The 24,344-nt window shown below is 73.9% G+C and carries 25 protein-coding genes and 1 pseudogene; 10 read left to right on the top strand and 16 right to left on the bottom strand.

What is annotated here, in order from left to right:
* Positions 1–98 precede the first annotated feature (98 nt).
* The 4 genes from ACFYYN_RS27825 to ACFYYN_RS27810 form a co-directional block, all read right to left on the bottom strand.
* A complete protein-coding gene (locus ACFYYN_RS27825) occupies positions 99–1,277 on the bottom strand; it encodes an acyl-CoA dehydrogenase family protein (RefSeq protein ID WP_500547941.1) in 1,179 nt (392 codons plus the stop codon).
* 89 nt (positions 1,278–1,366) lie between these two features.
* A complete protein-coding gene (locus tag ACFYYN_RS27820; protein ID WP_500357413.1) occupies positions 1,367–2,230 on the bottom strand; it encodes a 5-oxoprolinase subunit C family protein in 864 nt (287 codons plus the stop codon).
* Complete coding sequence (locus tag ACFYYN_RS27815; RefSeq protein WP_500547940.1) at positions 2,227–2,856, bottom strand: 5-oxoprolinase subunit B family protein; 630 nt, start codon at positions 2,854–2,856, stop codon at positions 2,227–2,229. Before ACFYYN_RS27815 ends, ACFYYN_RS27820 begins: the two co-directional genes overlap by 4 nt.
* Positions 2,853–3,617, bottom strand: a complete 765-nt coding sequence (locus tag ACFYYN_RS27810) for a LamB/YcsF family protein (protein ID WP_500547939.1) — start codon at positions 3,615–3,617, stop codon at positions 2,853–2,855. Before ACFYYN_RS27810 ends, ACFYYN_RS27815 begins: the two co-directional genes overlap by 4 nt.
* A gap of 211 nt (positions 3,618–3,828) precedes the next feature.
* On the opposite strand from ACFYYN_RS27810, the gene ACFYYN_RS27805 reads away from it, so the two are divergent.
* The 4 genes from ACFYYN_RS27805 (at position 3,829) to ACFYYN_RS27790 (ending at position 6,746) form a co-directional block, all read left to right on the top strand.
* On the top strand, positions 3,829–4,539 hold the full coding sequence (locus ACFYYN_RS27805; RefSeq protein ID WP_500547938.1) for a GntR family transcriptional regulator: 711 nt from the start codon (positions 3,829–3,831) through the stop codon (positions 4,537–4,539).
* 123 nt (positions 4,540–4,662) lie between these two features.
* On the top strand, positions 4,663–5,655 hold the full coding sequence (gene dhaK / locus ACFYYN_RS27800) for a dihydroxyacetone kinase subunit DhaK (protein WP_500324290.1): 993 nt from the start codon (positions 4,663–4,665) through the stop codon (positions 5,653–5,655).
* Between the two features lie 24 nt (positions 5,656–5,679).
* Positions 5,680–6,351, top strand: a complete 672-nt coding sequence (dhaL, locus tag ACFYYN_RS27795; protein WP_500547937.1) for a dihydroxyacetone kinase subunit DhaL — start codon at positions 5,680–5,682, stop codon at positions 6,349–6,351.
* On the top strand, positions 6,348–6,746 hold the full coding sequence (locus ACFYYN_RS27790) for a PTS-dependent dihydroxyacetone kinase phosphotransferase subunit DhaM (RefSeq protein ID WP_500547936.1): 399 nt from the start codon (positions 6,348–6,350) through the stop codon (positions 6,744–6,746). Before dhaL ends, ACFYYN_RS27790 begins: the two co-directional genes overlap by 4 nt.
* A gap of 25 nt (positions 6,747–6,771) precedes the next feature.
* Here ACFYYN_RS27790 and ACFYYN_RS27785 read toward each other — a convergent pair whose 3' ends face one another.
* Both ACFYYN_RS27785 and rpmG read right to left on the bottom strand, forming a co-directional pair.
* Positions 6,772–7,029 carry a 50S ribosomal protein L31 gene (locus tag ACFYYN_RS27785; RefSeq protein ID WP_499510636.1) on the bottom strand — a complete coding sequence of 86 codons (258 nt, stop codon included), beginning with the start codon at positions 7,027–7,029 and terminating at the stop codon, positions 6,772–6,774.
* A gap of 50 nt (positions 7,030–7,079) precedes the next feature.
* Entirely contained in the window at positions 7,080–7,244 is a 165-nt protein-coding gene (gene rpmG, locus ACFYYN_RS27780; protein ID WP_499510637.1) for a 50S ribosomal protein L33, read from the bottom strand.
* 149 nt (positions 7,245–7,393) lie between these two features.
* Here rpmG and ACFYYN_RS27775 point away from each other — a divergent pair, with 149 nt between their 5' ends.
* Together ACFYYN_RS27775 and ACFYYN_RS27770 are read left to right on the top strand one after the other, a co-directional pair.
* Positions 7,394–8,485, top strand: coding sequence for a PP2C family protein-serine/threonine phosphatase (locus ACFYYN_RS27775; protein ID WP_500547935.1), 1,092 nt, complete (start codon positions 7,394–7,396; stop codon positions 8,483–8,485).
* A 34-nt stretch (positions 8,486–8,519) separates the two neighbouring features.
* Positions 8,520–8,831: pseudogene (locus tag ACFYYN_RS27770) on the top strand (FAD-binding protein); the annotation flags it as partial.
* Positions 8,832–8,844: 13 nt separating this feature from the next.
* Here the strand turns inward: ACFYYN_RS27770 and ACFYYN_RS27765 are convergent.
* The 3 genes from ACFYYN_RS27765 to ACFYYN_RS27755 form a co-directional block, all read right to left on the bottom strand.
* The gene (locus ACFYYN_RS27765) at positions 8,845–9,387 is read right to left on the bottom strand and encodes a PadR family transcriptional regulator (protein ID WP_499510640.1); all 543 of its coding nucleotides are present in this window, start codon (positions 9,385–9,387) and stop codon (positions 8,845–8,847) included.
* 26 nt (positions 9,388–9,413) lie between these two features.
* Positions 9,414–11,435 (bottom strand): NADPH-dependent 2,4-dienoyl-CoA reductase, encoded by a 2,022-nt coding sequence (locus ACFYYN_RS27760; RefSeq protein WP_500547934.1) that lies wholly within the window; start codon positions 11,433–11,435, stop codon positions 9,414–9,416.
* A gap of 115 nt (positions 11,436–11,550) precedes the next feature.
* The gene (locus tag ACFYYN_RS27755) at positions 11,551–12,135 is read right to left on the bottom strand and encodes a TIGR03086 family metal-binding protein (RefSeq protein ID WP_500547933.1); all 585 of its coding nucleotides are present in this window, start codon (positions 12,133–12,135) and stop codon (positions 11,551–11,553) included.
* 75 nt (positions 12,136–12,210) lie between these two features.
* Between ACFYYN_RS27755 and ACFYYN_RS27750 the strand changes: the two genes are divergently transcribed.
* Positions 12,211–13,020, top strand: a complete 810-nt coding sequence (locus ACFYYN_RS27750; RefSeq protein WP_500547932.1) for a DUF6597 domain-containing transcriptional factor — start codon at positions 12,211–12,213, stop codon at positions 13,018–13,020.
* Positions 13,021–13,376: 356 nt separating this feature from the next.
* Here ACFYYN_RS27750 and ACFYYN_RS27745 read toward each other — a convergent pair whose 3' ends face one another.
* Positions 13,377–13,832: a hypothetical protein gene (locus ACFYYN_RS27745; RefSeq protein WP_500547931.1), complete on the bottom strand. Its 456-nt coding sequence runs from the start codon at positions 13,830–13,832 to the stop codon at positions 13,377–13,379.
* Positions 13,833–14,009: 177 nt separating this feature from the next.
* Between ACFYYN_RS27745 and ACFYYN_RS27740 the strand changes: the two genes are divergently transcribed.
* Positions 14,010–14,297, top strand: a complete 288-nt coding sequence (locus tag ACFYYN_RS27740; RefSeq protein ID WP_500324299.1) for a hypothetical protein — start codon at positions 14,010–14,012, stop codon at positions 14,295–14,297.
* An 18-nt stretch (positions 14,298–14,315) separates the two neighbouring features.
* Here the strand turns inward: ACFYYN_RS27740 and meaB are convergent, their stop codons facing one another.
* The 4 genes from meaB to ACFYYN_RS27720 all read right to left on the bottom strand — a co-directional run bounded on the left by meaB (position 14,316) and on the right by ACFYYN_RS27720 (position 20,277).
* On the bottom strand, positions 14,316–15,299 hold the full coding sequence (gene meaB / locus ACFYYN_RS27735) for a methylmalonyl Co-A mutase-associated GTPase MeaB (RefSeq protein WP_500547930.1): 984 nt from the start codon (positions 15,297–15,299) through the stop codon (positions 14,316–14,318).
* 4 nt (positions 15,300–15,303) lie between these two features.
* The gene (scpA, locus tag ACFYYN_RS27730; RefSeq protein WP_500547929.1) at positions 15,304–17,505 is read right to left on the bottom strand and encodes a methylmalonyl-CoA mutase; all 2,202 of its coding nucleotides are present in this window, start codon (positions 17,503–17,505) and stop codon (positions 15,304–15,306) included.
* Positions 17,505–19,397, bottom strand: coding sequence for a methylmalonyl-CoA mutase small subunit (gene mutA / locus ACFYYN_RS27725; RefSeq protein ID WP_500547928.1), 1,893 nt, complete (start codon positions 19,395–19,397; stop codon positions 17,505–17,507). Before mutA ends, scpA begins: the two co-directional genes overlap by 1 nt.
* 97 nt (positions 19,398–19,494) lie before the next feature.
* A complete protein-coding gene (locus tag ACFYYN_RS27720; protein WP_500547927.1) occupies positions 19,495–20,277 on the bottom strand; it encodes a potassium channel family protein in 783 nt (260 codons plus the stop codon).
* A gap of 197 nt (positions 20,278–20,474) precedes the next feature.
* Here ACFYYN_RS27720 and ACFYYN_RS27715 point away from each other — a divergent pair, with 197 nt between their 5' ends.
* Complete coding sequence (locus ACFYYN_RS27715; RefSeq protein ID WP_500547926.1) at positions 20,475–22,532, top strand: phosphocholine-specific phospholipase C; 2,058 nt, start codon at positions 20,475–20,477, stop codon at positions 22,530–22,532.
* A gap of 31 nt (positions 22,533–22,563) precedes the next feature.
* Here ACFYYN_RS27715 and ACFYYN_RS27710 read toward each other — a convergent pair whose 3' ends face one another.
* Positions 22,564–22,941 (bottom strand): nuclear transport factor 2 family protein, encoded by a 378-nt coding sequence (locus tag ACFYYN_RS27710; protein WP_500324305.1) that lies wholly within the window; start codon positions 22,939–22,941, stop codon positions 22,564–22,566.
* 2 nt (positions 22,942–22,943) lie between these two features.
* Positions 22,944–23,405, bottom strand: a complete 462-nt coding sequence (locus ACFYYN_RS27705; protein ID WP_500547925.1) for an Lrp/AsnC family transcriptional regulator — start codon at positions 23,403–23,405, stop codon at positions 22,944–22,946.
* A gap of 93 nt (positions 23,406–23,498) precedes the next feature.
* On the opposite strand from ACFYYN_RS27705, the gene ACFYYN_RS27700 reads away from it, so the two are divergent.
* On the top strand, positions 23,499–24,344 hold the full coding sequence (locus ACFYYN_RS27700; RefSeq protein ID WP_500547924.1) for a TIGR03619 family F420-dependent LLM class oxidoreductase: 846 nt from the start codon (positions 23,499–23,501) through the stop codon (positions 24,342–24,344).

The raw sequence follows: 24,344 nt of genomic DNA, 5'->3' as shown, positions 1-24,344 counted from the left end.
TAGAACCGCTCCGGGCGGCCGGGCATCGAGCGGAGGTCCCGTCGCGTCTGCGCCGGTGGACGTAGGACCGGCGGCGGCCTGGCCGCGGCCCGGCCGCCTCACCGCCGTACGCGCGGCATGCCCAGCCCGATCCAGGAGATGATCTCGCGCTGGATCTCGTTGTTGCCGCCGCCGAAGGTGAAGATGACGGCGCTTCGGTAGCCGCGTTCCAGCTCGCCGTGGAGGAGGGCGCCCGCGGAGCCCTCCTTCATGGGGCCGAGGGCGGCGGTGACCTCCATCAGCCAGGCGTACGCGTCGCGACGGGCCTCGGAGCCGTAGACCTTGACGGCGGAGGCGTCGTGCGGGGTGAGGGTGCCGCGCTGGAGGGCGTCGACCATCTGCCAGTTGAGCAGCTTCATGGCGTCCAGGCGGGCGTGGGTGCGGGCGAGGCGGCCGCGGACCCAGGCGAGGTCGATGACGCGGCGGCCGTCGGCCAGTTTGGTGTCGGCGGCCCAGCGGCGTACGTCGTGGAAGGCTCGGATCGCCATCGTGCCGTGGGCGGCGAGGGTGACGCGCTCGTGGTTGAGCTGGGTGGTGATCAGCCGCCAGCCCTGGTTCTCCTCGCCGACGCGGCGGGCCACGGGGACGCGGACGTCCTCGTAGTAGCTGGCGGTGGTGTCGTGGGAGGCGAGGGTGTTGATGATCGTGCAGGAGTAGCCGGGATCCGTGGTCGGCACCAGGAGGATCGAGATGCCCTTGTGGGGCGGGGCGCCGGGGTCGGTGCGCACGGCGAGCCAGACCCAGTCGGCGGTGTCGCCGTTGGTGGTCCAGATCTTCTGCCCGTTGACGACATACGTGTCGCCGTCCCGTACGGCGCGGGTGCGCAGTGCGGCCAGGTCGGTGCCGGCGTCCGGTTCCGAGTAGCCGATGGCGAAGTCGATCTCGCCGGCGAGGATGCGCGGCAGGAAGTGGGCCTTCTGCTCCTCGGTGCCGAACTGCATGATCGTGGGGCCGACGGTGTTGAGCGCCATCAGCGGCAGCGGGACGCCCGCCTGGGCGGCCTCGTCGAAGAAGATGAACTGCTCCATGGGGGTCATGCCGCGGCCGCCGTACTCCTCGGGCCAGCCGACGCCGAGCCAGCCGTCGCCGCCGAGCCGGCGGACGGTGTCGCGGTAGAAGCGCTTGGCCGTGGCCCGGTCGAAGTGGCGGGCGTAGGCGTTGTCGGGCACCAGTCCGGCGAAGTACGACCTGAGTTCGGCGCGCAGCCGCTGCTGCTCCGGGGTGTGGTCCAGGTGCACGGCCCCTCCAGAGGTCCGGTCGCGTCCCTGAGCGACGACGGCGCAAGAGTAGAACGCGTTGCAGAAATCCGGAAGGGCCGTGACCGGCCTCAGCGTCGGGGCACGAAGCGCACCGGCAGCCCCGGGACGGCCTGCGCGGCCGCGGCCAGGCCGCGCTCGGGGACGACGCCGACGACCGGGTAGCCGCCGGTGGTGGGCGAGTCGGCGAGGAAGACCACCGGCCTGCCGTCGGGCGGCACTTGGACCGCGCCCACGACCATGCCCTCGCTGGGCAGCTCCCGGTGGACGGCGCGCTCCAGCACCGGCCCCGTGGTGCGCAGCCCGATGCGGTTGCTGCGGTCGGACACCCGGAAGCGGCCGGCCGCGAGGGTTCGTACGGCCGCGGCCGTGAACCAGTCGTCGCGCGGACCGAGCCGCAGCGGCAGCACGAGCTCCCGCGGCGGACCGGCGTGCGGGGCCAGGTCGGCATGGACGGGCAGCCCGGCCCCCGGGCCCAGCGGCAGGACGTCACCGTCCCCGAGCGGGGCGGGCCCGAGCCCGGACAGCAGGTCGGTGGAGCGGCTGCCGAGCACCGCGGGCACGGCCACTCCGCCCCCGACCGCGAGGTAGCTGCGCACGCCCCGCGTGGCGGGCCCGACCTCGAGCACCGCCCCGGCCGGCAGCCGCACGGGGGTGCCCCAGGGGGCGGGACGGCCGTCGAGCAGGACCGGTGCCGGGGCTCCGGTGACCGCGACGACGGCGGGGCGGGTGACCCGCACGGTCACCCCGGTCAGCGTGGTCTCCAGGGTCGCGGCGCCGTCGGCGTTGCCCACCAGGCGGTTGGCGAGCCGGTGCGCCGGACGGTCCAGGGCCCCGGAGCGGGCGACGCCGAGGGCCGCGTGGCCGTACCGCCCGAGGTCCTGGACGGTGGTCAGCGCGCCGGCCCTGACGACCCGCAGCTCGCCCCCGCTCATGCGCCGGCCCCGGCGGGCACGGGGACGAAGCGCACCCGGGTGCCGGGCGCGAGCAGCGCGGCCGGTTCGCGTTCCAGGTCCCACAGGCGCACGGAGGTGGTGCCGATCAGTTGCCAGCCGCCCGGCGAACTCCTCGGGTAGATGCCGGTGTAGGGGCCCGCGACGGCCACCGAGCCGGCGGGCACCGAGGTGCGCGGCTCGGCCCGGCGCGGCACGCCGTACCGTGCGCCGAGGCCGGTCATGTAGGCGAAGCCCGGGGCGAACCCGCAGAAGGCGACGCGGTGTTCGGCACCGGTGTGCAGCCCGGCCACGTCCTCCTCCGCAACGCCCCACCGCTCGGCCACGACCGCCAGGTCGGGCCCGTCGTAGCGCACGGGGATCTCCACGAGCGGCCCGCTCCCGGCGGCCCGGACCGCGACGGTCCAGCCGCGCAGCTCGGCGCGGAGCGCGGCGGTGTCCGGCACCCCGTACAGCAGCACGGTCCGCTCGCCGGGGACGATCTCGCGCACCGGCCCGAGGCTGCCCTCGCCGCGGCGGCGCAGGAGCTCGGCGTGCCAGGACTGCGCCTCCTCGGCGGTGGCGAGGTCGATCAGGAGTGCGTCCTCCCCGACCGTGAGGACCCTCACGCGAACGCCTCCAGCCGCACGCCCGCGTCCTCGAGCGCGGCCCGCACCCGCAGGGCCGTGGCCACCGCGTCCGGGGAGTCGCCGTGCAGGCACAGCGACCGCGCCCGTACGGTCACCCGCTCGCCGGTCAGGGCGGTGGTGACACCGTCGCGGGCGAGGGCGACCGCCTGCCGGGTGACGTCGTGGGGGTCGGCGAGGAGCGCGCCCGAGGTGCCGCGCGGGACGAGTGTGCCGGCGGCGGTGTAGGCGCGGTCGGCGAAGGCCTCCCCCACCACGTCCAGCCCGGCCTGCCGGGCCGCGCGCTCCATGGCCGAGCCGGGCAGGCAGAGCACCGGCAGGGCCGGGTCGGCCCGCCGGGTGCCCGCGGCGACGGCGGCGGCCTGCTCGTCGTCGACGACGACCCTGTTGTAGAGGGCCCCGTGCGGTTTCACGTACGCCACCTGGGCCCCGGCGGCGCGGGCGAAGACCTCCAGCGCGCCGATCTGGTAGGTGATCTCGTCGGCCAGTTCGTCGGCGGGCACCTCCATCGCCCGCCGGCCGAACCCCGCCAGGTCGCGGTAGGAGACCTGGGCGCCGATGCGCACCCCGCGCCCGGCCGCGGTGTCGCACACCCGGCGCATGATGCCGGGGTCCCCGGCGTGGAAGCCGCAGGCGACGTTGGCGCTGGTCACGACGGAGAGCAGGGCCTCGTCGTCGGTGAGGACCCACCGCCCGTAGCCCTCCCCCAGGTCCGCGTTGAGGTCGATCACGAGGTCTGTCATCGGTGCGGCGAGCTCCTCGGGAAGGGTCGCGTCCGGTCGGGCGACGCGAGCTGCGGTCTCCGGCGGGCCGGTGGCGAACGGGTACCCGGCGCTCGCTCACCGTAGATTCTTGTTGAACAATCCCACAAGAGTCCTGTTGTCTTGTCCCCCGCTCTCGGATTGACTGGGCCCGCGCCGCGGGCCCACGGCGGAGCGGAGAGGGGCGGGGACGATGGCAGCCGAGGTGGATCCGGCGGTCCTCGTGGGCGACCGCGCACTGCTGGCACGCTCCAGCACCGCCGACCGTGTCGCCGCCGTGCTGCGCAGCCGGATCTCCGAGGGCCACCTGCCGCCGGGCGCCAAGCTCGCCGAGGACGTCGTCGCCGGGGCGCTGGGCGTCTCCCGCAACACCCTCCGCGAGGCCTTCCGGCTGCTGACGCACGAGAGACTGCTGGTGCACGAGCTCAACCGCGGGGTCTTCGTCCGGGTGCTGACCGTGCGGGACGTCGTCGACGTCTACCGGGTGCGGCGCCTGGTCGAGTGCTCCGTGATCCGCGGCCTCGTGACCCCGCCGTACGACCTGACCGGGGCGGCGGAGGCCGTGGCGGAGGGCGAGCGGGCCGCGGCCGGGGAGCGGTGGGGCCTGCTCGGCACGGCCGACATCCACTTCCACCAGGCGCTGGTCGACCTCGCGGGCAGCGCCCGGCTGACCGGGCTCATGACGGGCGTGCTCGCCGAACTGCGCCTGGCCTTCCACGCGATGGACGACCCGCGCGAGTTCCACGCGCCCTACCTGGGCGGCAACCGGGAGATCCTCGCCGCCCTGGAGGCGGCCGATCCCGCGAAGGCGGAACTGCTGCTGGCGTCCTACCTCGACGACGCCGAGGCGCAGCTCGTCCGCCGGTACTCCGGACCGGCCGGGGGCGGGGACCAGCGCGGCTGAAGCCTCGTGCACGGTGCACACGAGACTCGTGCGTCATCAGGACTGCCCACGGCGCGCGGCTGATCCGTAGGCTGATGTCACAGCGCAGCACCGCCAGACCCAGCCTTTGGACGGAGCCGTTCGATGAAGATGCTGATCAATGTCCCGGAGACCGTCGTGGCCGACGCGCTGCGGGGGTTCGCGGCCGCGCATCCCGAGCTGACCGTGGACGTGGAGAACCGGTTGGTCGTGCGCCGGGACGCGCCGGTCGCGGGGAAGGTCGGGCTGGTCTCCGGTGGCGGGTCGGGGCACGAACCGCTGCACGGCGGGTTCGTGGGACGCGGGATGCTCGACGCGGCCTGCCCGGGCGAGGTGTTCACCTCCCCCGTCCCGGACCAGATGGTCCGGGCCGCCGCGGCGGTGGACAGCGGGGCCGGGGTGCTGTTCATCGTGAAGAACTACACCGGTGACGTGCTCAACTTCGACATGGCCGCCGAGCTGGCCGAGGACGAGGGGATCGTGGTCGCCAAGGTCCTGGTCAACGACGACGTCGCGGTGACCGACAGCCTCTACACGGCGGGACGGCGCGGCACCGGCGCCACGCTCTTCGTGGAGAAGATCGCGGGCGCGCTGGCCGAGGAGGGGGCGCCGCTGGAGCGCGTCGAGGCGGTCGCGCGGCGCGTCAACGAGCTCTCGCGGAGCTTCGGCGTGGCGCTGACCGCGGTCAGCACGCCCGCCAAGGGCGCGCCCACCTTCGACCTCCCGGCGGGCGAGCTGGAGCTGGGCATCGGCATCCACGGCGAGCCGGGCCGGGAGCGGCGGGCGATGATGACCTCGGGCGAGATCGCCGAGTTCGCCGTCGACGCCGTCCTGGACGACTTCCGCCCGACCGGTCCGGTGCTGCTGCTGGTGAACGGCATGGGCGGGACGCCGCTGCTGGAGCTGTACGGGTTCAACGCCGAGGTGCACCGTGTGCTCGGGGCGCGCGGTGTGACGGTGGCCCGCACACTGGTCGGCAACTACGTGACGTCGCTGGACATGGCGGGCGCGTCGGTGTCGCTGTGCCAGGTGGACGAGGAGCTGCTGCGCCTGTGGGACGCGCCGGTGAGCACGCCGGGCCTGCGCTGGGGCGCCTGAGCGAGCAGAAGGAGAGCGGGAGAGATGAGCGAGGCATCGTCCACCGGAGCGGGCCAGGTGATCGACACGGCTTTCCTCCGCCGTTGGCTCACCGCCGCGGCCTCGGTGATCGAGCGCGAGGCGGACCGGCTGACGGAGCTGGACTCCCCCATCGGCGACGCCGACCACGGCGCGAACATGCGGCGGGGTTTCATCGCCGCGCGCACCGCGGTGGAGAAGGAGCCGCCGGACACCCCGGGCGGTGTGCTGGTGCTGGTCGGACGGCAGCTGATCAGTACGGTCGGCGGGGCCTCGGGGCCCTTGTACGGGACGCTGCTGCGCAAGGCGGGCAAGGCCCTGGGCGACGCCCACCAGGTGGCGCCGGAGGAGTTCGCACAGGCGCTGCGGGAGGGGGTCGACGGAGTGGCGCAGCTGGGCGGCGCGGCGCAGGGGGACAAAACGATGCTGGACGCACTGGTGCCGGCCGTGGAGTCGCTGTCGTTCGCCCTCGACAAGGGTGCGGGGCTCGCGGAGGCGCTGTCGGCGGCCGCGATCGCCGCGGACGAGGGCGCGCTGGCGACCGTGCCGCTCCAGGCCCGCAAGGGGCGGGCGAGCTACCTCGGGGAGCGCAGCATCGGCCACCAGGATCCCGGGGCGACCTCCTCGGCCCTCTTGGTGGGCGCCCTGGCCGGCACCGCGCGGGGCGGTGCGTCATGACGGTCGCAGTGGTGCTGGTGTCGCACAGCGCCGAGGTCGCCGAGTCGGTCGCCCGTATGGCGACCGGCCTCAGCGGCGGCGGGGCCCGGGTGCCGGTGGCCGCCGCCGGCGGCGCGCCGGGCGGCGGACTCGGCACGGACGCCACGAAGATCGCCGCCGCCGCGCACGCGGTCGACCAGGGCGACGGCGTCGCCGTCCTCGCCGACCTGGGCAGCGCGGTCCTGACGGTGAAGACGCTGCTCGCCGACGAGGACGAGCTGCCGCCCGGCACCCGGCTGGTCGACGCGCCGTTCGCCGAGGGCGCGGTGGCCGCGGTGGTCACCGCGTCGGCGGGCGCCGACCTGGACGCCGTGGCCGCGGCGGCCCAGGACGCCTACACCTTCCGCAAGACCTGAGCGGCGCCGCGGCCGTCGGCGGTCGTCAGCTCCGGCGGGCGCCGGCCCCGTACCGGCGCTCGAACCGCTCGACGCGTCCGGCGGTGTCCAGGACGCGGGCGTTGCCGGTGTAGAACGGGTGGCTCGCGGAGGAGATCTCCACGTCGACCACCGGGTAGGTGTTCCCGTCCTCCCAGACGACGGTCTTCTCGCTGGTCATCGTGGAGCGGGTGAGGAAGGCGTGGTCCGCGGCGCGGTCGCGGAAGACGACCGGACGGTAGACGGGGTGGATCGTGTGCTGCACGGTGTGCTCCAGTCTGGGGAAGGGACGGGGGACGGTCGGCCTCGCCGGTGTCAGCGCTCCTCGCGGAACGGCACGTGACGGCCGACGGCCGGGTCGTACTTGCTCAGGACCATGCGGTCCGGGTCGTTGCGCCGGTTCTTGCGGGTCACGTAGGTCGTGCCGGTGCCGGCGGTCGACCGGAGCGTGACCACCGGGCGCTGCTCGCTGCGTGCCATGCGGTGCCCTCTTCTTCCATAATGGTTTTCATTTTCTTCGGACGTCCTCCTCAACACGGGGGCCTTCGCGTCCATTCCCGCCGCTCCCCGCCCGGTGCGGCGAAGATGGAGACAGGGGGTCCCGCACGGCGACAGGAGGGCCGGCACCGATGGCCCGAGGCCCGCACCTGCACACCGCGGCAGCCCCGCTCGCACTGTCCCGCGGGGCGCTGTGCTTCCTGGCCATGGCCTACCTGCTGATCGCCGCATGCGTGGTCCTGGACCTGACCAGCGGCCCGCAGACCACCCTGGCCCCCGTGCTGGCGGCCCTTCCGGTGCTCGCCGGTGCGCACTCCCGCCGCGCCCGCGGGCCGCTGGCGGCCGGGGCGCTCGCGATCGGCCTGGTCTTCGTGCTCGCGGCGGCGAACCACGGGGTCCCGGCGCTGGTCCACGTGGCCTCCGCGATCACCGTGCTCGCGGTGACCTTCACCAGCACCGGCGCCGTCGTCCTGATCACCGGGCGGGAGCGGGAGCTGGCCCGGGTCCGCGGGGTCGCCGAGGCGGCGCAGAGCGCCCTGCTGCGTCCCGCGCCGCCCCGGATCGGACGGCTGCGTGTCGCGGTGCGGTACGTGGCGGCGGAGGCGGAGGCCCGTATCGGCGGGGACCTGTACGAGGTGGTGCCGACCGACCACGGGGTGCGGGTGCTGCTCGGCGACGTGCGCGGCAAGGGACTGACCGCCGTGGAGACCGCCGCCGACGTCCTGGGCGTCTTCCGGGAGGCCGCCCGCTCCGAACCGGACCTGGAGGCGGTGGCCGTCCGGCTGGACGGCGCGCTCTCCCGCAGCGGCGGCAGCGAGGACTTCGTCACCGCCGTGCTGCTGACCGTCCCGGAGGACGGCGACGCCGCCGTGCTCGTCAACTGCGGCCATCCCGCGCCGCTGCTGCGGCGCGCCGGCACGGTGACCGAGCTGACGCCGGAGCCCGCGGCGCCGCCGCTCGGGCTCCTCGCCCTGACCGGCGACCGCTACCGGCCGCGGACGGTCCCCTTCCACCGCGGCGACCTGCTGCTGTTCTTCACCGACGGTGTGGTCGAGGCCCGCGACCGACGGGGCCGCTTCTACCCGCTCGCCGACCGCGTGCGGGAGATGCCGGAACAGGACCCGGACGACCTGCTCGACCGGGTGCTGGCCGATCTGCGCTCCTGGAGCGGCGGCGGCCTCGGCGACGACGCGGCACTGCTGGCCGTGCGCCGCACACGGTGACGGACGCGGTGACGGACGCGTGCGTCTTGAGTTCCGGGGGGACAGCGCCCACGACCACCACTGCACCGACCCCGCGCTGCTGCCGAACTCCTGCCCGGCCCCGCTCTGGCTGCCGCCCTCCCACGCCTTCAAGATCGTCCCCGGGGACCTCGGCACCAAGGGGGGCATGCGCACCGACGTCCGCGCCCGTGTGCTGCGCCCCGACGGGACGGCGATCGCGCGCCTTTACGCCGCGGGCAACGCCAGCTCGGCCGTCATGGGGCACAGTTGCGCCGGGGCGGGCTCGACCATCGGCCCCGCGATGACCTTCGGCCACGTCGCGGCCAACGACATCGCCGACCAGTGAACCCGGAGGCAGATCAGGGCCGCCCCATCCGCTCGACCTCGGCGACCGCCTCGCCGAGCCACCGCGACCAGAAGGTCTCCAGGTCGATGCCCGCACGCAGCACCAGGTGCCGCAGCCGGTCCTCGTCGGCGCCGCGCCCCGGCGGGAAGTCGCGCCGCTCGATCTCGGCGTACTCCGCCAACTGCCGCTCGTGCAGCTCCAGATGGCGCCGCAACTCGGCCGCGAGCCCGTCGGTCCCGACCACCGCCGCGGCGCGCAGCCGCAGCAGCAGCGGGTCGCGGATGGGTTTGGGGTCCTCGGTGGCCGCCACCCAGGCGGTGAGTTCGGCACGGCCCGCGGGCAGCACCTCGTACTCCTTGCGCTGGCCGCGGGCGGGCTGCGCCGCGGGCAGGGCCCGGATCAGCCCCGCCTCCTCCAGCCGGCCCAGTTCGCGGTAGATCTGCTGGTGCGTCGCGGACCAGAAGTAGCGGATCGAGCGGTCGAAGCGGCGTGCCAGCTCAAGGCCCGAGGACGGCTTCTCCAGCAGGGCGGTCAGGATGGCGTGCGGCAGCGACATGCCCGCATCCTACGGACGGGCCGGGGTCACAGCGCCGCGGCCACTTCAGTGCCCTGGCGGATGGCGCGCTTGGCGTCCAGCTCGGCCGCGACGTCGGCGCCGCCGATGAGGTGCACGGAGTGCCCGGCCGCGCGCAGCGCCTCGTACAGGTCGCGGCGCGGCTCCTGACCGGCGCACAGGACGACGGTGTCGACCGGCACGGTCCGCCGCTCGCCGTCGACGGTGATGTGCAGGCCCTCGTCGTCGATGCGCTCGTAGACGGCGCCCGCGACCATGGTGACGCCGCGGTGCTTGAGCTCGGTGCGGTGGATCCAGCCGGTGGTCTTGCCCAGCCCCGCGCCGACCTTGGTGGTCTTGCGCTGCAGCAGGTGCACGGTGCGCGGCGGCCGTGGCCGCTCGGGCGCGCGCAGCCCGCCGGGCGCGCGGTAGTCGGTGTCGACCCCCCACTGGCGGAAGTACGTCTCCGGGTCCCGGCTCGCGCCCTCGCCGCCGTCGGTGAGGAACTCCGCGACGTCGAAGCCGATGCCGCCCGCGCCGACGACGGCGACCCGCTCGCCGACCGGGGCGCCGTCGCGCAGCACGTCGAGGTAGCTCAGCACGCTCGGGTGGTCGAGGCCGGGGATCTCCGGGGTGCGCGGGGTGACGCCGGTGGCCAGGACGATCTCGTCGAAGCCCTGGTCCGCCAGGGACTCCGCCGTGACGTGGGTGCCCAGACGCAGCTGCACGTCCTCCTCGGCGAGCCGGGTGCGGAAGTACCGCAGCGTCTCGTCGAACTCCTCCTTGCCCGGCACCTTGCGGGCGATGTTGAGCTGTCCGCCGATCCGGTCGGCGGCGTCGAAGAGGGTGACGGCGTGGCCGCGTTCGGCCGCCGCGACGGCGCAGGCGAGCCCGGCGGGCCCGGCGCCGACGACGGCGACGTTCTTGCGCAGGCGGGTGGGGAGGAGGACGAGTTCGGTCTCGTGGCAGGCCCGGGGGTTGACCAGGCAGGAGGTGAGCTTGCCGCTGAAAGTGTGGTCCAGGCACGCCTGGTTGCAGCCGATGCACGTGTTGATGGCGTCCGCGCGGTCCTCGCGGGCCTTCGCGACGAAGTCCGGGTCGGCGAGCATCGGGCGGGCCATCGACACCATGTCGGCGGCGCCCTCGGCGAGCAACCGCTCCGCCACCTCGGGGGTGTTGATGCGGTTGCTGGTGACCAGCGGCACCGAGACCGCGCCCATCAGCTTCTTCGTCACCCAGGTGTACGCGCCGCGCGGGACGGAGGTGGCGATGGTGGGGATGCGGGCCTCGTGCCAGCCGATGCCGGTGTTGATGATCGTCGCGCCGGCCGCCTCGATCTCCTTGGCGAGGGAGACGACCTCCTCCAGGGTGGACCCGCCGGGTACCAGGTCCAGCATGGACAACCGGTAGACGATGATGAAGTCGGGTCCGACCCGCTCGCGCGTGCGGCGGACGATCTCCAGCGGGAAGCGGGTCCGGTTCTCGTAGGAGCCGCCCCAGCGGTCGTCGCGGTGGTTGGTGGCGGAGGCGATGAACTCGTTGATCAGGTAGCCCTCGGAGCCCATGATCTCGACGCCGTCGTACCCCGCCCGTTGCGCGAGCGCGGCCGCCCGCACGAAGTCCTCGACGGTCTCCTCGACCTCCTCGTCGGTGAGGGCGTGCGGGACGTAGGGGCTGATCGGTGCCTGCAGCGCGCTCGGGGCGACCAGGTCGGGGTGGTACGCGTACCGGCCGAAGTGCAGGATCTGCATCGCGATGCGGCCGCCCGCGCGGTGCACGGCGTCGGTGACGACGGCGTGCTGCGCCGCCTCGGCCTCGGTGGTCATCCGGGCCCCGCCCGGATAGGGACGGCCCCGGTCGTTGGGGGCGATGCCGCCGGTCACGATGAGGCCGACGCCGCCGCGGGCCCGGGCGGCGTAGAACGCGGCCATCCGCTCGAAGCCGCGCTCGGCCTCCTCGAGACCGATGTGCATCGAGCCCATGAGCACCCGGTTCGGCAGGGTGGTGAAGCCGAGGTCGAGCGGGCTCAGCAGGTGCGGGTACGGGCTCATCGCGGGGTCTCCTCGGGCGGCGGCGCGCGGTGTCTTCGCGACTTTTGTAGACCACCCGGGGGCGATTATGCAACCAGTTGCAAAAGTGTTCCGCGCTACGCCGCACTGCGCGGCCCTATGCCGCCGGGCGGCTCCAGCGCGGATCGCGGCCCGTCCCCGCCAGCAGCGCCTCGAAGGCGGAGGCCCCGGCGGGCACCGGCGCGGGCTCGCCGAAGACCCCCATCTTCCGGGCGGTCGGCCCCATCGCGGCCACCAGTTCCTCCAGCGCCCGCAGCCCCTCGTCGTGCGGCGTGAACGGCAGCCCGGTGGCACGGGCGAGGTCCCAGGGGTGCACCGTCAGGTCGAGCAGGGCCATGGCACCGACGGTGCGCGCCGGCAGGTTCATCGACCCGGCCACACCCTCGTCGGCGCCCGGCGCCGCCCAGGCCTCGACCAGCAACTCCGTCTCCTTCTCGAAGCGCGCCCGCCAGCCGTCGCCGTAAGCGCAGAGACGGTCCGGGGTGACCGAGAAGTCGGCCTCCCCCCGGGCCGCGAGGGCCTGGAAGCCCACGACCACGTGGAAGAGGTGGTTGAGCAGGCTCCGCACGTCGTACTCGGCGCACGGCGTGGGCGCGTCCAGGGCCTCGTCGGGCAGCGCACGCACCAGGGGCAGGGCCCGGTCGCGGGCCGCGGCGAGCAGTTCACCGGTCCTCGTCGTCATGGGGCCGACGCTAGGGCGGCGAAGGCCGCGGCGGCTTGAAGAAATGCGACAGGGGCGCCCCGTAGGATCGCCGGTATGGCAGGTCCGGACAGCCCGCGCCACGACACCCGGGGCATCGTCGACGCCCCGGAGCTCTTCGCCCGCGTCCGCTTCCGGCGCCGGGCGCCCGCGCCCGCACTGCGGCCGTACCTGGAGCACTACTGGCTGATCGACTGGGACCTCGCCGAGCCGTACGCCTCGCACGTCGTGCCGCACCCCTCGGTCAACATCGTCTTCCAGCGCCACGGCACCACCCCCGACTTCGGCGAGGTCGCGGGCATCGGGCTCGAGCTGTTCACGCAGAAGCTGGAGGCCGCCGGACGCGTCTGCGGCATCCAGTTCCGGCCCGGCGGCTTCCGGCCGTTCGCCCCCACGGTGCCGGTGTCGCACTGGACGGGCCGGCGCGTCCTCCTGGACGAGGCGCTGCCCGGTCACGAGGCCGCGCCGGACGCGGTGCTCGGCCCGCAGGACGAGGACGCCCGCGTGGCCGCCCTCGACGCCTTCCTGCTGTCCCTCTCCCCTGCCCCCGACCCGCAGGCGGCCCTCGCGACGGCGCTGGCCGACCGCATCCGCCACGACCGGTCCATCCTGCGGGTCGAGGACTTCGCCCGCGCCGAGGGCATGTCGGCCCGCTCGCTGCAGCGGCTGTTCGCGGCGTACGTCGGCGTCAGCCCGAAGTGGGTCATCCTCCGCTACCGCATCCACGAGGCCCTGGAGCGCGCCGAGTCCGAGGCGTCCGTCGACTGGGCCGCCCTCGCCGCGGAGCTCGGCTACAGCGACCAGGCCCATCTGGTGCGGGACTTCACCGCGACCGTAGGCGTGCCGCCGACCGCCTACGCGAGCTGACCGGGCGTCGCACGACCGGCCCGATTCCACCCGCGGGCCCAGCCGAGCCAGGCGTCTCCCTCCGCGAAGGGCCACCACCGCCGCGCCGAACACCGCCGCGCAGCGGCCCCGCAGGCGCAGCACCACCAGCTCAACCGCCCCGGGCCCGGGACCAGCCCGACGGCACAGCTCCCCACGGGGCCACAGCGCAGCAGTCCGGCACCCGCCGCCACCCGTGCCCGGCACCCCGCGGGCACCGCACGACCGGCCCGGCCCCACCCCGGGGCTCCTGGCACGCCTTACGGCGCAACGGTCACCGGAGCGGGCCGGCGCTCCGGAGTGCACCCGCGCCGCTGCCTCCCGCCCGGCCCGCCCGGTCAGTCCCCGGCCTCGGGGCCCGTTCCCAGAACGGCCTGCAGCTCGGCGAAACGTCGGACCTGCGACGTGCCTGCGGCCAGCTCGCTGAGCGCGTACGCCGTGGTCTTGAAGCCGTCCCCGTGATGGAACTCCGCACCCCAGGCACCGAGCCGCACCCAAGCCACCTCGTCCAGCCCCAGGCGGTGGGTGCCCCACGGATTGACCGCCACGATCCCGGCCGGGCCGACCTCGAGCCGGACCCTGTGGACGAACCACCAGAAGAACAACGAGACGCCGACGGCGAATCCCGACGACAGCCCGGCCGACCGGGCCGTCGCCGCTTCCGGCGAGGAGATCCAGCCGGCCCAGCCGACGAGCGCCTTCACGCCCAGGACCGCAGGGAGCAGGAAGCCCGCCGCACGAGCCGCCCCGCCCACCCGCCACACCGCTACCGGAGCCCCACCCTGGTCGTCCATGCCCGCATGGTGGCCTCCTCCCCCGCCCCGGGGCGGCAGGGTTACCAACTCCTGACCCTCGCACATGCGTCGGAGGCGGCCACGACGGGGCATACCGACATCGAGTGCGCACAAGCGGCTCATCCCCCCACACGCACACAGGTCACGTCGCGTCACGCGGCAGAGGAGGCCTGCCCCATGACCGGTCCCATCACGCCCCGGCTCACCCCGATCCCCGTCGACGGCATGACGCCGTGCGGCCGTGTCGCGACCGGCGCGACGCAGCCGTGCGGGGAGCCCGCACGGTGGCACATCCAATGGCTCCCCGGGCACGGCTCGTTCGCGTGCCCGGGCCACATGGCGGAGGCGCGGCGGCTGTTCGCCTACGTCGACCGCCACCAGGTCGGCCCGGACTGCAACATGCCCGGTGCGCTGTGGTCGGCGGGGCGGTGCGCCGTGCCCCGGGACCAGGCCCGGGCGGCCTGAGCCCAAGGGTCTGCGGGCTCAGCCCGAGAAGGCGTCGAGGATGCGCGCGGCGGCCAGGGTGGGCGTCAGCGTGCCCTCGCGGACCTGCCGTTCGATCTCCGGGGTCAGCCTGCGCACCTCGGGGTGACCGCGCAGGCGGCCCAGCAGTTCCTCGCGGACCATGCTCCAGGCCCACTCCATCTGCTGGTCGCGCCGTTTGGCGGCCAGCCGGCCCGTGGACTCCAGCAGCGTGCGGTGCTGCTCCAGCCGCTCCCAGAGGGTGTCGAGGCCGGTCCCCTCGCGGGCGCTGCAGGTCAGCACGGGCGGGGTCCAGGCGGCGTCCACCGGGGTCATCATCCGCAGGGCGCCGGACAGTTCACGCGCGGCGGCGCGGGCGTCGCGCTCGTGCGGGCCGTCGGCCTTGTTGACGGTGATGACGTCGGCGAGTTCCAGCACGCCCTTCTTGATGCCCTGGAGCTGGTCGCCGGTACGGGCCAGCGTGAGCAGCAGGAAGGTGTCGACCATGCTCGCGACCGCGGTCTCGGACTGGCCGACGCCCACGGTCTCCACGAGCACGACGTCGTAGCCGGCCGCCTCCACCACGACCATGGACTCCCGGGTCGCCTTGGCCACGCCGCCGAGCGTCCCGGCCGAGGGCGAGGGCCGCACGAAGGCCGAACGGTCCACCGACAGCCGCTCCATGCGGGTCTTGTCGCCCAGGATGGAGCCGCCGGTCAGCGTGGACGACGGGTCGACGGCGAGCACCGCGACCCGGTGGCCGAGCCCGGTGAGCAGGGTGCCGAAGGCGTCGATGAAGGTGGACTTGCCCACCCCTGGCACCCCGCTGACGCCGATCCTGCGGGCCTTGCCCGCGTGCGGCAGCAGCTCGGTCAGGAACCGCTGGGCGAGCTCCCGGTGGTCGGGCCGCGACGACTCCACCAGGGTGATACCGCGGGCGATCCAGGCCCGGGAGCCGTCCAGCACGCCTTTGACGTACGCGTCCAGGTCGATGGTGGGAGGCATGGGCTCACAGTTCGTGGCCGAGCGCGGCGGCCAGCCGCGTGACCAGGTCGTGCGCCGAGTCGGGGATGACGGTGCCGGGCGGGAAGACCGCGGCCGCGCCCATGTCCAGCAGTTCGGGGACGTCCTGCGGCGGGATGACGCCGCCGACCACGATCATGATGTCCTCCCGGCCCTCGGCCGCCAGTTCCTCGCGCAGCGCGGGCACCAGCGTGAGGTGGCCGGCCGCGAGCGAGGAGACACCGACGATGTGCACGTCGGCCTCCACCGCCTGCCGGGCGACCTCGGCGGGGGTCTGGAAGAGCGGCCCGACGTCCACCGTGAAGCCGAGGTCGGCGAAAGCAGTGGCGATCACCTTCTGCCCGCGGTCGTGACCGTCCTGGCCCATCTTGGCGACGAGGATGCGCGGACGGCGGCCCTCCGCCTCCTCGAAGCGGTCGACCAGCGCGCGGGTGCGGTCCACGGACGGCGACTCCCCTGCCTCGTTCCGGTACACACCCGAGATCGTACGGATCTGCCCGGCGTGCCGGCCGTACACCTTCTCCAGGGCGTCGGAGATCTCGCCCACGGTGGCCTTGGCGCGGGCCGCGTCCACCGCGAGCGCCAGCAGGTTGCCCTCCAGGCCCTGACCCGCGCCGCGCTCGGCGGCGGTGGTCAGCGCGGCGAGCGCGTCCTGGCAGACGGCCTCGTCGCGCTCCTCGCGCAGCCGGCGCAGCTTGGCGATCTGCTGCGCGCGCACGGAGGAGTTGTCGACCTTGAGGACCTCGATCTTCTCGTCGCTGTCCACCCGGTACTTGTTGACGCCGATGACGGGCTGCCGGCCGGAGTCGATGCGCGCCTGGGTGCGGGCCGCGGCCTCCTCGACGCGCATCTTGGGGATGCCCGCGTCGATCGCCTGCGCCATGCCGCCGGCGGCCTCGACCTCCTGGATGTGCTGCCACGCGCGCCGCGCCAGGTCGTACGTCAGCTTCTCCACGTACGCGGAGCCGCCCCAGGGGTCGATGACCCGGTTGGTGCCCGACTCCTGCTGCAGCAGCAGCTGGGTGTTGCGGGCGATGCGCGCGGAGAAGTCCGTGGGCAGCGCCAGCGCCTCGTCGAGGGCGTTGGTGTGCAGCGACTGGGTGTGGCCCTGGGTGGCGGCCATCGCCTCCACGCAGGTGCGCGTGACGTTGTTGAAGACGTCCTGCGCCGTCAGCGACCAGCCGGAGGTCTGCGAATGGGTGCGCAGCGAAAGGGACTTCACGTTCGCCGGCTCGAACTGCCTGACCAGCTTGGCCCACAGCAGTCGGGCCGCGCGCAGCTTGGCGACCTCCATGAAGAAGTTCATGCCGATCGCCCAGAAGAACGACAGCCGCGGCGCGAAGGCGTCGACGTCCAGGCCCGCGCCGAGCCCGGCGCGCAGGTACTCCACGCCGTCGGCGAGGGTGTAGGCGAGCTCCAGGTCGGCCGTGGCCCCGGCCTCCTGGATGTGGTAGCCGGAGATGGAGATCGAGTTGTAGCGCCGCATCTTCTGCGAGGTGTACGCGAAGATGTCGGAGATGATCCGCATCGAGGGCTTCGGCGGGTAGATGTAGGTGTTGCGGACCATGAACTCCTTGAGGATGTCGTTCTGGATGGTCCCCGCCAGCTTCTCGGGCGGTACGCCCTGCTCCTCCGCGGCCACGATGTAGAGCGCCAGCACCGGCAGCACGGCGCCGTTCATCGTCATCGACACGGTCATCCGGTCCAGCGGGATGCCGTCGAAGAGCTGCCGCATGTCGTAGATCGAGTCGATGGCGACGCCCGCCATGCCGACGTCGCCGGTGACGCGCGGGTGGTCGCTGTCGTAGCCGCGGTGGGTGGGCAGGTCGAAGGCGACCGACAGGCCCTTCTGGCCGGCGGCGAGGTTGCGCCGGTAGAAGGCGTTGGACTCCTCGGCGGTGGAGAAGCCCGCGTACTGCCGGATCGTCCAGGGCTGGTTGACGTACATCGTCGGGTACGGGCCGCGCAGGTACGGCGCGATGCCCGGGAAGGTGCCCAGGAAGTCCAGGCCCTCCAGGTCGCGACCGGTGTAGAGCGGCTGGACGCCGATGCCCTCGGGCGTCTCCCACACCAGGTCCTCGGCGCCGCGGCCGGTGGTCTCCTTGACCGCGGCGCGCCACTGCTCCTCGGTGGCGCCGTTCCCGGCGCCCGGTCCCAGCTCGATCTCCGAGAAGTCCGGGATCCGCATCACGCCACTCCCATCCTGTCGAGTACGGAGGTCAGGACGGCGACCGCGTCGCCGCCCGCGAAGACGAAGCCGTCGACGCCGGCCGCCGTGTAGGCCTGTTCATGCCCGCCCGGACGCCCGGCCAGGAACACCCGGCCCGCGCCCGCGGCCTTCAGCGCCGCGGCGACGTCCGCGGCACGCTCCTCGTACAGCGCGTCGCTGGAGCACAGGCACGCGATCTGCGCACCACTGCGGGCGAAGGCCTCGGCCACGGTCGCGGCGTCGACCGTCACCGGGTCGTGGACGGGCTCGACGCCGCCGGCCTGGAAGAGGTTGGCGGCGAAGGTGACGCGGCCGGTGTGCGCGGCGGCGGGACCGAGGGCGGCCAGGAAGACCTTCGGGCGGGACCCGGTCGCGGCCAGGTGGGCGTCCGAGCGGGCGCGCAGGTTCTCGTAGGCCTCGTCGCGGCGGACCTTCGGCAGCCCTCCGGAGGGCGCGGCCGGGGCCGGGTCGCGCTCGACGGGTGCCTCGGACAGCAACGGGAACTCGCTGACGCCGGTGATCGGTTCGCGGCGCTTCGCCAGCGCCTGCGCCCGCTTGGCCCAGGTCGCGGCCAGGCGGTCGGCGACCAGGCCGGAGGCGAGGGCGGCGGCCTGTCCGCCGGCGCGCTCCAGCTCCTGGAACCAGGCCCAGGCGGCCCCGGCGAGCTCGTCGGTGAGGCGCTCCACGTACCAGGAGCCGCCGGCGGGGTCGACGACCCGGGCCAGGTGGGACTCCTCCAGGAGGATGGTGGAGGTGTTGCGGGCGATGCGGCGCGCGAAGGCGTCGGGCAGGCCCAGCGCGTGGTCGAACGGCAGCACCGTGACCGAGTCCGCGCCGCCGACACCGGCGCCCAGCGTGGCGACGGTGGTGCGCAGCATGTTCACCCACGGGTCACGGCGGGTCATCATCACCGGCGAGGTGACGACGTGCTGGCGCTGCCCCACCGCCGCGGTCGCGCCGCACACCTGCGCGACGCGGGCCCACAGCCGGCGCGCCGCGCGCAGCTTGGCGATCGTCAGGAACTGGTCGGCGGTGGCGGCGTAGCGGAACTCCAGCTGACCGCAGGCCGCGTCGACCGGCAGTCCGGCCTCGGTGAGCGCCCGCAGGTAGGCCACACCGGTGGCCAGGGAGGCGCCCAGTTCCTCGGCGGCCGAGCCGCCCGCCTCGTGGTACGGCAGGGCGTCCACGGTCAGCGCGCGCAGCCCCGGGTACTGCTCGTGGGCCCGGCGGGCCAGCCCCGCGGCGGCGGCGGTGTGCGCGGCGAGCGCGTCGGCGTCACCGGTGCGGGCGACGTGGCCGAGGGGGTCGGCGCCGAGGTTGCCGCGCGCGGCCCGACGGGCCACGCCGCGTTCGTCGTACAGCGCGAGCAGCGCCTGCCCGGCGGCCTCGAAGTCCGCGCCCGCCTCGAGCACGACCGGGGCGAGGTCGAGGTAGACGCCGTCCAGGGCCGCGCCGAGCGCGGACACCGGGAGCCCGGCGTCGCCGAGCACGAGCCAGAGGGAGGTGACACCGTTCTCCAGGTCGGCGAGCACCGCCTCGTTCGCGCGGGCCGCGTCGGGCCGGGCGTGGCGCTGGCGCACGTCCCAGCCGCCGAGGACGCCGCCCGCCGGGGAGCCGCCCCGGGTGAAGGGCGCGAAGCCGGGGAGGCCGACGCGGTCGCCGAAGGCGTCGGGCGCGTCGGGCGCGGTGTACAGCGGGCGCGTGGTCAGCCCGTCTTCGAGGGTGGTGGACAGCGCGTCCTCCGCCGCCTGACCCGAGACGTCCTTGCCCGCCTTGCGCAGGACGCCCTCTACGAGGCGCCGCCACTGCTCGTGGGTCGCATCCGGGAATTCGGCGGCCAGAGAAAGCCCGTCATCAGGCAGGACCGTCATGCTCAGAGGTTAGTGCCCGTGAGCAGGTGAGCAGCAGGGGGCACACCTGTGACCTAGCCCATTCCCGCGCGCCCTTGATCCGTTCGGACGCGATGCCCTATTCGACGCCCTGTTCGACCGCGCTGTTCGCGACGTGCCCGGACGCCCCGGCGCGGGCGGCGGCCGTGGCCTGCGTGAGGTCGGCCACCTGGCGGCGCAGCTCACGGACCTCCCGCAGCAGCTCCTCCGTGACCTCCTGGACCCGCCGGTTCTCCTCCTCGTCCTCCTGGAAGCGGGCCAGGAACCAGGCGGCGATGTTGGCGGTGACCACACCGAGCAGGGCGATGCCCGAGAGCATCAGCCCGACGGCGATCAGCCGGCCGACGCCGGTGGTGGGGGCGTGGTCCCCGTAGCCCACGGTCGTCATCGTGGTGAAGGACCACCACAGGGCGTCGCCGATGGTGCGGATGTTGCCGTGCGGGGAGCTGCGCTCGACCTCGAGGACGGCGACCGACCCGAACGCCAGCAGCCCGAGCACGGCACCGACGACGTACGTCGTCAGGCGCACCTGAGCCGCCATCCGCACCCGCTGGCCGACCAGGAAGAGCGCGGAGACCAGCCGCAGCAGGCGCAGCGGCTGGAGCAGCGGGAGGACGACCACCGCCAGGCTGAGCGGCTGGCGCTTGACGAACTCCCAGCGACGCTCGCTCAGCCCCAGCCGGACCGCGTAGTCGGCGGCGAACAGGGCCCAGACCGTGCGCTCCGTCCAGTGCGCGGTGGTGATGAGCGAGGGGTCGGCGGCCGGCACCAGGATCGGCAGGGCGTAGGCGGCGCCGAACACCACGGCCAGGGCGAGCAGCGGCGCCCTGGTCTGCTGCTCCCAGCGTTCGAGACGGTTCATGGGCTCAGTGTGCACGCTCTCCCCGCACGCCCTCAGCGGCACGGCAGGCCAGGTCACGGCACCGCCGACCGCGGCCCGGTTGGGGCAGGTTTCCCGAACGGTTCGCGTACTGGCCCCCACTTGTTCGGACAAGTTGAGGAAGCTGACGGCTCCACACATCCGACGGCCCATCGCATCTTCCGGGAGACAGGCCCTTCATGAACGCCCTTGACCGCAGAAGGTTCATGCAACTGGCGGGCGGTACGGCCGCCCTGACCGCGCTGTCCACCAGCATCGCCCGCGCGGCGGAGATACCCGCGCACAGGACCACCGGTTCCCTCAAGGACGTCGAGCACATCGTGGTCCTGATGCAGGAGAACCGCTCCTTCGACCACTACCTCGGCACCTTGCGCGGCGTCAGGGGGTTCGGGGACCCGCACCCCGTGACGCTGCCGAGCGGCAAGCCGGTCTGGCACCAGTCGGACGGCACGAAGGAGGTGCTGCCCTTCCACCCGGACGCCGACGACCTCGGTCTGGCCTTCCTGGAGGACCTGCCGCACGGGTGGAAGGACACCCAGGCCGCCTTCAACAAGGGCCGGTACGACCAGTGGATCCCGGCCAAGTCCGCCACGACGATGGCGCACCTGACCCGTGAGGACATCCCGTTCCACCACGCGCTCGCCGACGCCTTCACCATCTGCGACGCCTACCACTGCTCCTTCATGGGATCCACCGACCCCAACCGCTACTACATGTGGACGGGCCACACCGGCAACGACGGCAAGGGCGGCGGCCCGGTCCTCGGCAACGACGAACTGGGCTACTCCTGGACGACCTATCCCGAGCGGCTGGAGAAGGCCGGGGTCTCCTGGAAGATCTACCAGGACGTCGGCGACGGCCTGGACGCCGCCGGCGGCTGGGGCTGGATCGAGGACGCCTACCGCGGCAACTACGGCGACAACTCGCTGCTGTACTTCGACCAGTACCGCAACGCCAAGCCCGGCGACCCGCTGTACGACAAGGCCCGCACCGGCACCGACGCCCGCAAGGGCGAGGGCTTCTTCGACCTCCTGCGCGCCGACGTCAAGGCCGGGAAGCTGCCGGAGGTCTCCTGGGTCGTGGCCCCCGAGGCCTTCACCGAGCACCCCAACTGGCCCGCCAACTACGGCGCCTGGTACATCTCGCAGGTCCTCGACGCGCTCACCTCCGACCCGGAGGTGTGGAGCAGGACCGCGCTGTTCATCACCTACGACGAGAACGACGGGTTCTTCGACCACGTCGTGCCGCCGTTCCCGGCCGGCTCGTCCGCACAGGGCGCGTCCACCGTCGACGTCACCCGCGACGTGTACGCCGGCGACAGCGGGCGCCCGGCGGGTCCGTACGGGCTGGGTCAGCGCGTCCCGATGTTCGTCGTGTCCCCCTGGAGCAAGGGCGGCTACGTCTGCTCGCAGACCTTCGACCACACCTCCATCATCCGGTTCATGGAGCGCCGCTTCGGCGTGACCGAGCCCAACATCTCCCCCTGGCGCCGCGCCGTCTGCGGCGATCTGACGACGGCCTTCGACTTCCGGCACAAGGACAGCCGCACCCCGCGGCTGCCCGACACCGACGGCTACCTCCCGCCGGACGGCGACCGTCACCCCGACTACTCCCCGGTCCCTCCCGCGAAGGGCTCGCTGCCCCGTCAGGAGCGCGGTCTGCGCCCCGCACGGCCCGTCCCGTACGACCTCGCCGCCGACGGCGCGGTCAGCGCCGCGGGCTCGCTGCGGATCGAGTTCGCCTCCCACGGCGAGGCCGGCGCCGGTTTCCTGGTCACCTCCACGACGGACGCCTCCGGTCCGTGGACGTACACCGTCGGGTCGGGGCACTCGTTCACCGGCGCCTGGAACGTCGCCGCGTCCGCCCACGGCGACTACGACCTCACCGTGCACGGCCCCAACGGCTTCCTGCGCCGGTTCGCCGGCCGGGCCGCGGCGGCGGGTGCCGAGGTCAGCGCCCGCCACGACGGCGGGAGCGGCGCCGTGCGCCTGGTCCTGACCAACCAGGGCCACTCGACGGTCACGCTCACGGTCAAGGACGGCTACGGCGAGCACAAGCCGGCGTCCCACCGGCTGCGTCCGGGTGCCCGTGTCGTGCACGTGGCCGAGACGCACCGCAGCCACGGCTGGTACGACCTGTCGGTGACCTCCGACCACGACGGCACCTTCCGGCGCCGGCTGGCCGGCCACGTCGAGACGGGCCGGGAGAGCACCAGCGACCCGGCGATCGGCGGCTGACCGTCCCGCACGGTACGAGGGCGCGCGCCCGCTACATCGGCTCGACGTAGCGGGCGCGCCACTCCGGGCGGGGGTCGGCGCCCGGGCTCGTCCAGTACTCGCGTCCGGCGACGATCCGCCCGTCGCGGACGGTCCAGAACGACGCCGCGTGGAAGAGCCCGAGGTCCACGTGCGGCACCTCGACCTCCGAGACGGCCTGGTCGCCGTCGCCCACGACCCGCAGGACGCGGATCGACCAGCCTTCCGGGTACTCGCTGTTGACGGCGAGGAAGTTGGCCCTGCCGACGATGCGCTCGCCGCTCACGGGCCACTCCACCACGGCGTCCTCGGCGATCAGTTCACCGGCACCGGCCCAGTCGCGCGCCTGGATCCGCTGCCACAGCTCTTCGACGACCTTCGCAGACTCCACGCTCACAGCATGCCCGAAGGAGCGCCGCCGGGACCCCGGTACGGCAGGGTCTGCCGGTAGACGACGCTGGTCGTCGCGCTCCCGAACTGCGCCAGCTCGTCCATGACTTCCTCCAGGTGGCCCATGGACGCGGTGGCGACCTTCAGCACGTAGCACTCCTCCCCGGTGGTGCGCAGGCACTCCAGGATCTCCGCACGCTCCGCGAGCAGCCGGTGCAGGGGCTCGTGCCGGCTGCCGGGGTACTTCAGGCGGACGACCGCGAGGACCGGGTAGCCGGCCTCGCCGAGGTCGACCTCCGCGCGGTAGCCCGTGATGACGCCCAGGGTCTCCAGCCGGCGGACCCGCTCGGTGGTCGCGGAGGCGCTGAGGCTCACCCGGCGGGCCAGTTCGGTGAAGGGGACCCGGCCGTCGCGCTGCAGCTCGGTGAGGATCGTCCAGTCGGTCGCGTCGAGATTCTCGGCCATGCGGCGAAGATACCGGCGGATCCACGGCCGGGCGCCGCCCACACCGCGAGGAATGCCTTCCGGGCGGGACCTCCGGCTGGATAGCCTGACGGAGTGCGAATCGGTGTGAACGTCCCCAATTTCGGGCCCGGAACCGACCCCGGCGTACTGCGCGACTGGGCGCGGACGGTGGAGGGCCTCGGCTTCGACCTGCTGATGGTCTCCGACCACGTCGTGGTGACGCCGGACGTGGCGGAGCAGTACCCGGCACCCTTCTACGAGCCCTTCACCACCCTGTCCTGGCTCGCGGGCGTCACCGACAAGATCCGGCTGGGGACGACGGTGCTGATCCTGCCGTACCGGCATCCGCTGCTGACCGCCCGGATGGCCGCGAACCTCAACGCGCTCAGCGGCGGGCGGCTGGTGCTCGGCGTGGGCGTCGGCTGGGCGCGGCAGGAGTTCGCGGCGCTCGGCGTCCCCCACGAGCGGCGCGGCGCGCTGACGGACGAGTACCTGGCGGCACTGCGCGAGGCCTGGAAGGACGAGGTGGACTACGCCGGCGGCCCCGTGCCGCTCTGGATCGGCGGCAACAGCGCGGCGGGACGACGGCGGGCGGTCCGCGTCGGCGACGCGTGGCATCCGCTGCGGTTCACCCTGCCCTGGCTGCGCGAGGCCGTCGGCGACCTCGCCTCTCAGGCCCGCGAGCAGGGACGGCCCGTACCCGCACTCGCGCCGCGCATCGCGCTGCGGCTCACGCCGGGACCGGTGACCGGGCCGGACCGGCTCGCCGGCGAGGGCACCCTCGACCAGATCACCGCCGACCTCGACGGACTGCGGGCGCTCGGCGCGGACACCGTCGTCCTGGACCCCTTCAACGGCGACCCCCACGAGATCCTGCGCCCGCAGACGGCGTGGCAGGCGCTCGCGGCCGTCGCCGCCCACCGCTCACGAACGGAGTGA

This window comes from Streptomyces sp. NPDC001902 (assembly GCF_042891295.1).
GTDB lineage: Bacteria > Actinomycetota > Actinomycetes > Streptomycetales > Streptomycetaceae > Actinacidiphila.
This window is presented reverse-complemented; position numbering and strand designations above follow the sequence as displayed.

Bases quoted from the DNA above. Each gene is read 5' to 3' on its own strand.
- ACFYYN_RS27820 (WP_500357413.1), bottom strand. From the start codon at position 2,230: ATGAGCGGGGGCGAGCTGCGGGTCGTCAGGGCCGGCGCGCTGACCACC.
- ACFYYN_RS27810 (WP_500547939.1), bottom strand. From the start codon at position 3,617: ATGACAGACCTCGTGATCGACCTCAACGCGGACCTGGGGGAGGGCTAC.
- ACFYYN_RS27805 (WP_500547938.1), top strand. From the start codon at position 3,829: ATGGCAGCCGAGGTGGATCCGGCGGTCCTCGTGGGCGACCGCGCACTG.
- dhaK (WP_500324290.1), top strand. From the start codon at position 4,663: ATGAAGATGCTGATCAATGTCCCGGAGACCGTCGTGGCCGACGCGCTG.
- dhaL (WP_500547937.1), top strand. From the start codon at position 5,680: ATGAGCGAGGCATCGTCCACCGGAGCGGGCCAGGTGATCGACACGGCT.
- ACFYYN_RS27790 (WP_500547936.1), top strand. From the start codon at position 6,348: ATGACGGTCGCAGTGGTGCTGGTGTCGCACAGCGCCGAGGTCGCCGAG.
- rpmG (WP_499510637.1), bottom strand. From the start codon at position 7,244: ATGGCACGCAGCGAGCAGCGCCCGGTGGTCACGCTCCGGTCGACCGCC.
- ACFYYN_RS27775 (WP_500547935.1), top strand. From the start codon at position 7,394: ATGGCCCGAGGCCCGCACCTGCACACCGCGGCAGCCCCGCTCGCACTG.
- ACFYYN_RS27765 (WP_499510640.1), bottom strand. From the start codon at position 9,387: ATGTCGCTGCCGCACGCCATCCTGACCGCCCTGCTGGAGAAGCCGTCC.
- ACFYYN_RS27760 (WP_500547934.1), bottom strand. From the start codon at position 11,435: ATGAGCCCGTACCCGCACCTGCTGAGCCCGCTCGACCTCGGCTTCACC.
- ACFYYN_RS27755 (WP_500547933.1), bottom strand. From the start codon at position 12,135: ATGACGACGAGGACCGGTGAACTGCTCGCCGCGGCCCGCGACCGGGCC.
- ACFYYN_RS27750 (WP_500547932.1), top strand. From the start codon at position 12,211: ATGGCAGGTCCGGACAGCCCGCGCCACGACACCCGGGGCATCGTCGAC.
- ACFYYN_RS27745 (WP_500547931.1), bottom strand. From the start codon at position 13,832: ATGGACGACCAGGGTGGGGCTCCGGTAGCGGTGTGGCGGGTGGGCGGG.
- ACFYYN_RS27740 (WP_500324299.1), top strand. From the start codon at position 14,010: ATGACCGGTCCCATCACGCCCCGGCTCACCCCGATCCCCGTCGACGGC.
- meaB (WP_500547930.1), bottom strand. From the start codon at position 15,299: ATGCCTCCCACCATCGACCTGGACGCGTACGTCAAAGGCGTGCTGGAC.
- scpA (WP_500547929.1), bottom strand. From the start codon at position 17,505: ATGCGGATCCCGGACTTCTCGGAGATCGAGCTGGGACCGGGCGCCGGG.
- mutA (WP_500547928.1), bottom strand. From the start codon at position 19,397: ATGACGGTCCTGCCTGATGACGGGCTTTCTCTGGCCGCCGAATTCCCG.
- ACFYYN_RS27720 (WP_500547927.1), bottom strand. From the start codon at position 20,277: ATGAACCGTCTCGAACGCTGGGAGCAGCAGACCAGGGCGCCGCTGCTC.
- ACFYYN_RS27715 (WP_500547926.1), top strand. From the start codon at position 20,475: ATGAACGCCCTTGACCGCAGAAGGTTCATGCAACTGGCGGGCGGTACG.
- ACFYYN_RS27705 (WP_500547925.1), bottom strand. From the start codon at position 23,405: ATGGCCGAGAATCTCGACGCGACCGACTGGACGATCCTCACCGAGCTG.